The organism is Actinoplanes sp. NPDC051633 (genome assembly GCF_040681735.1).
GTDB lineage: Bacteria > Actinomycetota > Actinomycetes > Mycobacteriales > Micromonosporaceae > Actinoplanes.
This window is the reverse complement of the sequence record NZ_JBFAZH010000007.1, coordinates 22,173-29,634: the sequence shown is the minus strand read 5'-3', so window position 1 is coordinate 29,634 and position 7,462 is coordinate 22,173. Positions and strand designations below refer to the sequence as shown.

Sequence of the window (7,462 nt, the reverse complement as noted above, 5' to 3'; positions counted from 1 at the left end):
CCTGCGCCATGGTGCCGCTGGGCAGGAAGACGGCGGCCGGCTTGCCCAGCAGGCCGGCGACGTGGCGCTCGAGCTCGGTCACCACGCCGCCGTCGCCGTAGAGATCCGCCTCCGTCGCCGGCGGGATCGAGGTCAGCAGTTCAGCGGGCCGGGCCAGGCCGTTGCCGTGGAAGGTGTCGGTGCACAGGGCCCGCCGGCGGCGGATCTCGTCGTCGTCCACCGGCCCAGTCTGTCAGTGCCGGACCGGCATCAATAGTGAGAATCGGTCGCGTTGCGCCGTGCGAATGGCCAGCGGATGGATCGGCCCGTCGAGCTCCAGCACCAACTGCCCGGCGCCGCCCGCATCGAGGGCCTGCAACAGGAAGTCCCGGTGCACCGCAACGTGCGCCTCGGCATCGCCGGCCCACTCGTCCTCGGCCGCCAGCCGAAGCTCCCCGGCACTGTCGACCGTCAAGATCGTCGTCGGGTACTTGCGCCCGTCGTGCTCCCGCCACACGTCGGGCGCGCTCTCCACCGCCGACCGCAGGGCCGCCACGTCGACCTGGACCCGCGGCCCCGTCGCGGTGCGCACCAGCCGCCGGAAGTCCGGATAATCACCGGGGATCGGCCGGTGGGTCGCGCCGCCGATGCTCACCTCGTCGGCACTCAGCGTCAACGTGACCTGGTCGTCGCCGCTCGACGTCCTGTCGACCCGGTCGCCGACGCTCGACGTCATTGCGACCCGGTCGCCGACGCTCGACGTCACCGCGACCCGGCCGTCGCCGCTCGACGTCAACGTCTCCCGGTCGTCGTCGCTCGACGTCACCCGGTCGTCGCCGTCGCTCGCTAAGTCGATGGCGTCCGCGGGGACGATGACCCGCACGGGCGGCCCCTCGACGGTGGCCGGGATGGTCGTGGTGGCGAGCCGGAAACGGTCGGTCGCGACCAAGGTGAGGGCGCCTTCGCCGGCCTCGAAGAGGATGCCGGCCAGCGCCGCGATGGCGTCGTTGCCGGAATCGGCCGCATCTGCGCCGCCCTCATTTCCGGCGCTGTCTTCGGCGGGGACCGCCGGGTGGGCTGCGAAGCGGACTGCGTTCACCGCCGCGGCGAGCGCGGCGGCGGGCAGGGTCACTCGGGTCACGTGGACCTCCTGGTTGAGCAGGGCATGGGCACGGGAGATCTCGCGGCGGGCATCGGCCAGGCCGTCCTCGAGCCGGCGCAGGTGCATATCGAGCAGCGGCCGCACCGCGGCCGGGTCGGGCAGGGCCCGCACCGCCGCAGTGATCTCCGCGACCGGCATGCCGACCCGCCGCAACGCCGCCACCAGCCGCGCCGCGCGCAGCTGGCCGTCGCGATATCGCCTGTACCCGGTCACCGGATCGACCACGGCCGGCACGAGCACCCCGGCCCGGTCGTAGAACCGCAGGGCGCTGACCGTCAGGCCGCTCTCCCGTGCCAGCTCCCCGATGCCGAGCATGCTGAGCATGCCGCGCACGTCGTTCTCCACGCCGCTCAAGCTGCCGCCTCAACCAGGTAGAGAGTCAAGGTTCCTCAGTTATCTCTCCGGCCACCTCGGGCATCACCTCGTGGGAGGTGATCGACGTGGCGCGGGACGTGGTTATGGTCAACGGGCTGCCCGGCGCCGGCAAGAGCAGCCTCGCGCCGCGCCTGGCCAACGGGCTCGGTGCCGCATACCTCTCCAAGGACCGGATCAAGGAGGCGCTCGCCGACGCCGTCGTGACCGAGCTGCCCGCGCTGGGCGCCGTCGCCATGGAGACGATCTGGATGCTCGCCGCCCAGATCGGCGGCACGGTGGTGGTCGACTCCTGGTGGTTTCGCCCGCGCGACCTCGACCATGCCCGCAACGGCCTGGCCACCTCCGGCGCCACGGGCGTCGTCGAGGTCTGGTGCGACGTGCCGGCGGAGGTGGCCCGCCGCCGATTCGTCGCCCGCAACAGGCACGGCCTCTATCGCGACGACGACCACTCAACCGCCGACTGGCCCATCTGGGCGGCCGAGGCCGAGCCGCTCGCCATCGGCCAGGTCATCCGGGTCGACGCCCGCAACCCGATCGACATCCCCGCCCTGACCGGCCGTGTCCGCGCGGCGCTCTGGAGCTGACCAAATTGCACCCCGTCAACCGTTGGGGCGCGTCAACCGTTGGGTCGCGACTCGATCGCCTGGAGCGACCACTTGTTGCCGTCGGGGTCGCGGAAGTAGACGAAATTGCCCCACGGCTGGGCGTCCACCTCGCTCGCCTCGACATCCGCGTCGAGCAGCTGCTTGCGAGCCGCCTCGGCGTCGGGGACGACCACCTGGATCTCCTGCGTGCCCGGAGCCTTCTCGGTGATGCCGTCGCCGATCACGATCGAGCAGGCCGACCCGGGCGGGGTCAGCTGAACGAACCGCAGGCCCTCGCTCACCTTGTAGTCGTGGTCGGCGTTGAAGCCGACCTGCTCGTAGAACGCCTTGGCCCGCTCGACGTCGGTCACGGGCACGGGAATGAGCTCAATCTTCCAAGTCATGGCTCGACCGTAGGGCGCGGGTACGACAGTTTCACCAATGCGCTGTGCATCGCTGCGATCGGTACGACGCCGAGGACGTACCAGAGCAGGTCGGTGGGGTCGAACTGCGCGCCGAGCACGAGCCGGGCGAGCTGACTGCGCTCGGCCAGATCCGCCGGCACGCCGGTCAGCTGGGCGAACTCGACGATCCAGCAGAAGGTGACCGCCACCGCGCCGGCCACCCACGGCCTCGTCGCCGGGGCTGTGCCGCTGCCGGCCGCTGAGCCTCCGGCAAGGGCGGAGAACCCGGGCCCCTCCGGGGCCAACACGTAGATGCCCGCGTAGATCATCGCCGCGTACAGGGCGGTGCCCGCATGCTGCCCGAAGGCCCCACCGGCGAACGCGCGGACCGCCAGGCCCAGCCCGAGGATCGCGCAGCAAGCCGCGACGGCGATCAGACGAGCCCGCATGCCCGGATGTCTAGCAGGAGCGGGCAAGCTCTCACCGTACTCACTTCCCCTGGCTGAAGCCGCTCACCTGCACCGGGATCGTGTAAATCGCACCGAGGCAGGCCGAGTGCGCGCCGGGCGCCATCGTCAGGCCGTCCTCGATCGTGAACGCGCCCACGTCGTTGCGTTCGACGTCCCACTTCACCGTGAACGACTTCTGCGACAGCGTCACGACCGGGGCCTTGCAGCCGGCGTCGCGGTGCGCGTCGTCGGCCACCACACCACCGGCGGCTTCGCGGACGGAGGTGACCCGGACCGGGAAGTTCTTGGCGTTGCTCACACTCACCGTGAGGTCGCCCTTGCCGCCCGGCTCGAGCGGACGGTTGTAGTCCGAGCGGCCCCGCAGGGTCATCTCGACCGCGGTGCCGGCCTCGGCGGGTTTCGGCTCCGACTCGGTGATCCGCCAGTAGGCCCAGGCCACACCGGCGTTGACGGTGATCGCAATGACAGCGGCCACGGTCAGTATCGACCGTGTACGCCCGTCGAACCTACGCATTGCTTCCCGCCCCGAGTTCGGCCGCAGAACCTCCCACGTGGGCTCGTCCGGCTCCGGCACCGGCGTCATGCCGGACTTGTTGGTGACGCTGGTGTCCCGCTTCGTCAACCCGTCGAGGAGGGCCTGCACGTCCCGCTTCACGATGCGCCGCCCAGCGCTTCGGGAGTGGTGGCTGCAGGCCGTGTGCTGGGGTTTCGCATGCGGCGTGATCCTCCTGCGGACCGTCGGGATCTTGAACGCCGGTCGGTGCACCGGCATGTTCCACACTCCACGATCGGGGCAGGTTTTGTGATCGGGATTCCGTCCGCGTTGTGCGGGCATAATGCGAACGGCGCGAACTGTCTGGCTTAACCCGCACGGGGGATGCAAGCGGTTCAAATGACGGCAAGCCAACGAAAGGCGGGCTCATATCAGCGGCGTGTTCAGCAAGAATGCCGAAGGAGCCCGCGACTCGCTTGTCAAACGCGAGCGGGATGCCGATATAGTTTTCGAGAATCCTTCGTTCGTCCGCACGTGCAGACGCACTTGCCGACACGAAGGATGATGCCGCGACTCCGTCGGATGTGGAATAGGTCGAGCGTCCGCGGAGATTGAGCTTTCAAAGGATACGGCCACCGAAACGGTTTAACCCTTCCGTGTTCCGTCGCACATCGTTCGATACCGAAAACGGCCCCCGGCGGGTCGCCGAGGGCCGTTAATGAGAATGTCTTTACTTGTCCGCGGCTTTGTCATCCGCGGCGGCTTTACTTGATTCAGAAGAACTCGGCTCCACCACCGCCGGCGGCTCGGTGGAGGCTCGGGTTTCCTCCGGCTCGGCGGTCGGCTCGGGGTCCTTGGTCGGCTCGCTGGTCTCCGTCGCCGCTGCGGGCTTCGACTCGGTGACTGCGCTTGATGAAGGGCTGGTGGTTGATGGCGTCGTTGTGTTGGCGGAGTCCCGACTCGGTGCGACGTCGGCCGGCGTCTCGCTAGAGACCAGAAGGTCGGCGGCTGTCGCTTCAGGGAAGGTCAGCTTCTTGGTGCGCGGACTTTCGGCGCCGGTCCAAGAGTGAAGCTTCGGAGTGAGCGTCCATCGCCAACTGCCGCCGGCCAGCTCGGCAGCGGTGAAGACTACTGACTGCGAGTCGGCTTTGGCCGCCGCCACCTTGTGAGCGACGGGTTGCTTCGCCGGCGTGTCAACACTGTGGGCGGTGATGACGTAGTCAGTCATCGTCACGCCGTCCGTGACCTCTTGCGAGCTCCAGGTCACCAGCGCCGTCGCGCCGCGAGGTGCCACGCTCGGCTCGATGCCGCGCGGCATCTTCGCCGCGCGGAGTTTGGCCTGCACGGTCTTGGACGGAACCTCCCAGGCGTAGGCGACCAAGGTGCCGCCGGTCGCCAGGGCGACCGCAGTGGCGACGACGAGCGCACTCTTGAGTTCGCGCTTCACTTCTTGACCGCCTTGCCCGTCATCTTGATCTTGAAGGTCACGCCCTTGCAGGCGTCGGCCGCGGAGGTCGGCATGTAAAGCTCGAGTTCGCCGGCCGCTTTCTTGCCGCGGCTCGGCACCTCGACCGGAAGGCGACCGCGATACCCGCGGACGACGAGATTTGTCGCCTTCGGCTTGCAGGCCGCCTTGGACGTCGACACAACCGATCCCGACACCGCAGTGACCTTGATGGGCTCCCGCGCAGGATTCACGAAGGTCAGCCGCACGGTTCGGATCCCGCCCGGATGAAGACCCTTCGCCGGGACGCCGACGATCTCAAAACCTTGGTTCCCGTAGCCGTGTACCTGGCCACGCGATGCGGCGAGTGACATCGCTCGTGAGTCGAACGGATTGCTGACCGCGGTAACAGCGGCGACGCCCAGCGCCGCAGCAAGGGCAATCCTTCTGCTGTTCGACACGAGTCCTCCATGTGGGCGGGCCTGGCTGGTCGCAGACGCGATGCGGGAGGCGGCCCGAGCCGCCTCCCGCCGAGGCGCCGAAGCGTTAGCTAGGGGTCGTCGCGGAGACGGTCATGGTGAACGTGAAGTTCTTGCCCTGGCAGGCGTCCGGAGCGGTGGGGACCATTCGCACAGCGTTCACCAACGTCAGCGTCTTCTCCCCAGGGTTGGAGTTCGACCCAGCAGGAAGCGTCCGATAGTTCACGTCTCCGTAGAGGGCGCTCCCATCAATAGCCTTGACGTTTGCGTCGGCGACGCAATCGCCGTCACCGCCCTTAACCTCGGAGATGGTGGCGCCGGTCACAACGACCGGGAAGTCGTTCTTATTCTTGACGACGAAATTGAGATTACGCGGAACGCCAGGCACGAGAGAGTCGTTCGCCAACGCCGCCTCTACCACCAAGTTCTTGGTCGTCCCCGCGGTAGCCGATGCCTCGCCGCCGCCGGTCAGGCTCCAAGCGAAGGCCGCGCCGGCCGCGCCTACGGCGACGACAGAGGCGGTAACGATGGCGGCGGAACGCTTGGTGAGCTTGCGCATTACTTGGTCCTCCAGGACGGGGATCGTGCTGCCCGCGAACTCGGCAGGTGCCGGCGTTTCGGTGCACTCGCTTTTGGTGTTCGCCGGATCCGGTGGACCGTTCCGGCGCTGGGACAAAGATGACCGAAACGGCATTCCGCCGCGATAGTGCTTCCGTTTGCCCTATGACAAACAGTGGGGTGGGCGGGTCGCGCCGGTCGGGTTAGCCCAAGAGGATGACGGGCGGCCACCGCGCCCATCCACTGTCGATCTCCGCGGCCCGCCGGCAACACCGCAACAACCCCGTCTCGCTGCGGAAATCGCCCGCTATCAGCAACCCGCCGGGAACTCAAGCCAGGTTCGCTGGGAGGATCATGTGAGAGGCCTCGAAACGCCGAGCGGCGTGAGGTGCATGTGAAGTTCCCGGCCGGTTTTTCGCGCGCATTTCTGCGGTGCGACACGTTTATTTGTTGCCGCGCGCTCTAACGGATTAAGCCGGATCGGGGGCCGGGTCCCCTGAAAGATGCTTCGCGCTAACGGTTCTGTCCCGGCGGCGACCGGTCCTGGCGGGCGCGCCGAGCCGATATACGGACACACCGGACACACGACGGCCGACGCGCTGTGGCGCCGGCCGTCTGGGCGTACTCGAAGAAGGGCTAGCTCTTCGGGACCCAGTCCATGGTGTCCGGGTTGCCGCCGGTGCGGCCCTTCTCGCCCCGGTCCAGGGAACTGATCGCGTTCATGGACGCGTTGTCCAGCTCGAAGTCGAAGATCTCGAAGTTCTCGCGTACCCGCGACTCGGTCTTGCTCTTCGGGAAGATCACGTCGCCGCGCTGGATGTGCCAGCGCAGGACCACCTGGGCCGGCGTCTTGCCCACGGCCTTCGCGATCGACGTGATCGTCGAGTCGTCGAGCACCTCACCCTGGGCGATCGGCGAGTACGACTCGTTGACGATCTGGTGGCTGGCGTCGAACTGGCGGGTCTCGTCGTTCGTGAAGTACGGGTGGATCTCGATCTGGTTGACGGCCGGCGTGACCTCGGACTCCTGGGCGAGGCGCTGCAGGTGGGCCGGCGTGAAGTTCGAGACGCCGATCGAGCGGGCCCGCCCGTCGGCCTTGAACTCCTCGAGCGTGCGCCACGTCTGCACGAAGTCGCCGTCGTACAGCATCGGCAGCGGCCAGTGGATCAGGAACAGGTCGACGTGGTCCGACCCCAGCTCCTCGAGGGTGCGGTCGAAGGCGCGGCGGGCGTCGTCGGGCTTGTGCGCCGCGTTGCTGAGCTTGCTGGTGATGAAGAACTCGGCCCGGTCGAGCCCCGAGCTCGCGACCGCCTCGCCCACGCCGCGCTCGTTGTTGTACATCTCCGCGGTGTCGATGTGCCGGTACCCGATCCTGATGGCCGTCTCGGTGGCCGCGCGGGTCTCGGCGGGCGGGATCTGGAACACCCCGAACCCGAGCTGCGGGATGGTGTGTCCGTCGTTGAGGGTGAGCGAAGGCAACTGTGACATGCATTGGGCTTACCCGTTTCGTCCGC

The 7,462-nt window shown here is 68.1% G+C and carries 9 protein-coding genes and 1 pseudogene; 1 reads left to right on the top strand and 9 read right to left on the bottom strand.

The genetic code is table 11. From position 1 onward, the window contains the following. Nucleotides 1-220, bottom strand: a pseudogene (locus AB0M20_RS01120) (threonine aldolase); the annotation flags it as partial. Nucleotides 221-232: 12 nt separating this feature from the next. Further along, entirely contained in the window at nucleotides 233-1,486 is a 1,254-nt protein-coding gene (locus AB0M20_RS01115) for a MerR family transcriptional regulator (protein ID WP_364291714.1), read from the bottom strand. A 95-nt stretch (nucleotides 1,487-1,581) separates the two neighbouring features. Between AB0M20_RS01115 and AB0M20_RS01110 the strand changes: the two genes are divergently transcribed. Then, a complete protein-coding gene (locus AB0M20_RS01110) occupies nucleotides 1,582-2,100 on the top strand; it encodes an AAA family ATPase (protein ID WP_364291711.1) in 519 nt (172 codons plus the stop codon). 32 nt (nucleotides 2,101-2,132) lie between these two features. Here AB0M20_RS01110 and AB0M20_RS01105 read toward each other — a convergent pair whose 3' ends face one another. The 7 genes from AB0M20_RS01105 to AB0M20_RS01075 form a co-directional block, all read right to left on the bottom strand. Beyond that, complete coding sequence (locus AB0M20_RS01105; RefSeq protein ID WP_364291708.1) at nucleotides 2,133-2,504, bottom strand: VOC family protein; 372 nt, start codon at nucleotides 2,502-2,504, stop codon at nucleotides 2,133-2,135. Continuing rightward, complete coding sequence (locus AB0M20_RS01100) at nucleotides 2,501-2,953, bottom strand: DUF2809 domain-containing protein (RefSeq protein WP_364291705.1); 453 nt, start codon at nucleotides 2,951-2,953, stop codon at nucleotides 2,501-2,503. The genes AB0M20_RS01105 and AB0M20_RS01100 overlap by 4 nt, the downstream gene beginning before the upstream one ends. A 40-nt stretch (nucleotides 2,954-2,993) precedes the next feature. Next, nucleotides 2,994-3,629, bottom strand: a complete 636-nt coding sequence (locus AB0M20_RS01095; RefSeq protein WP_364291702.1) for a hypothetical protein — start codon at nucleotides 3,627-3,629, stop codon at nucleotides 2,994-2,996. 568 nt (nucleotides 3,630-4,197) lie between these two features. Further along, nucleotides 4,198-4,914: a hypothetical protein gene (locus AB0M20_RS01090; RefSeq protein ID WP_364291699.1), complete on the bottom strand. Its 717-nt coding sequence runs from the start codon at nucleotides 4,912-4,914 to the stop codon at nucleotides 4,198-4,200. Further along, complete coding sequence (locus tag AB0M20_RS01085) at nucleotides 4,911-5,372, bottom strand: hypothetical protein (protein WP_364291696.1); 462 nt, start codon at nucleotides 5,370-5,372, stop codon at nucleotides 4,911-4,913. Before AB0M20_RS01085 ends, AB0M20_RS01090 begins: the two co-directional genes overlap by 4 nt. An 85-nt stretch (nucleotides 5,373-5,457) precedes the next feature. After that, nucleotides 5,458-5,949: a hypothetical protein gene (locus tag AB0M20_RS01080; protein WP_364291693.1), complete on the bottom strand. Its 492-nt coding sequence runs from the start codon at nucleotides 5,947-5,949 to the stop codon at nucleotides 5,458-5,460. 635 nt (nucleotides 5,950-6,584) lie between these two features. Next, nucleotides 6,585-7,436, bottom strand: a complete 852-nt coding sequence (locus AB0M20_RS01075; RefSeq protein WP_364291690.1) for an aldo/keto reductase — start codon at nucleotides 7,434-7,436, stop codon at nucleotides 6,585-6,587. Nucleotides 7,437-7,462: the final 26 nt, after the last annotated feature.

What these genes read in the sequence shown, in the direction of transcription:
- AB0M20_RS01080 (WP_364291693.1), bottom strand. Translation starts at nt 5,949, where the DNA reads ATGCGCAAGCTCACCAAGCGTTCCGCCGCCATCGTTACCGCCTCTGTC.
- AB0M20_RS01105 (WP_364291708.1), bottom strand. Translation starts at nt 2,504, where the DNA reads ATGACTTGGAAGATTGAGCTCATTCCCGTGCCCGTGACCGACGTCGAG.
- AB0M20_RS01100 (WP_364291705.1), bottom strand. Translation starts at nt 2,953, where the DNA reads ATGCGGGCTCGTCTGATCGCCGTCGCGGCTTGCTGCGCGATCCTCGGG.
- AB0M20_RS01075 (WP_364291690.1), bottom strand. Translation starts at nt 7,436, where the DNA reads ATGTCACAGTTGCCTTCGCTCACCCTCAACGACGGACACACCATCCCG.